The sequence below is a fragment of the Rahnella woolbedingensis genome (assembly GCF_003602095.1).
GTDB classification, from domain to species: Bacteria; Pseudomonadota; Gammaproteobacteria; order Enterobacterales; family Enterobacteriaceae; genus Rahnella; species Rahnella woolbedingensis.
This window is the reverse complement of record NZ_RAHH01000107.1, coordinates 1-409: the sequence shown is the minus strand read 5'-3', so window position 1 is coordinate 409 and position 409 is coordinate 1. Positions and strand designations below refer to the sequence as shown.

General features: G+C 53.3%; 1 protein-coding gene. It reads right to left on the bottom strand.

Going from position 1 to position 409, the window contains the following annotated elements:
* Nucleotides 1-160 precede the first annotated feature (160 nt).
* Nucleotides 161-409, bottom strand: a 249-nt coding sequence (locus D6C13_RS25420; protein ID WP_147408216.1) for a tail fiber assembly protein, incomplete at its 5' end; no start/stop codon positions are given.

Below are 409 nucleotides of genomic sequence, written 5' to 3'. Positions count from 1 at the left end.
AAAAGGCTGACCAGTTCGCCGCCAGAAAGCCCGCGATAATCTCCGCTTCCTCTTTGTTTAATTCCATTTCATCCTCCAAAATTGTCTGGGGATATCCTTGGACATATACGGGACATGTTCAAATAGTTACTACAGATCAATTCTCCGTCATTGATCGTTTTCAGCGATCAATCTGTTCAGGCGCAGCAGGCCAGTCGATATCGGGCGCAGCGGATAAATCCAGCCGGTTCAGGGCAACGCGGAATTTCTTCCAGGCTTGCAGGCTCACCCGTTCCGCATCCGTCACGTCATCAATATCAACCGCGTCTTGCAGCGGCGCGATGGCTGCGGCGGCCTGGCTGAGCAGTACGCTTTTACGCTGCTCAGCCACCTCAGCGGCAGGCTGCACGAACTGAATAAACTGACCGTC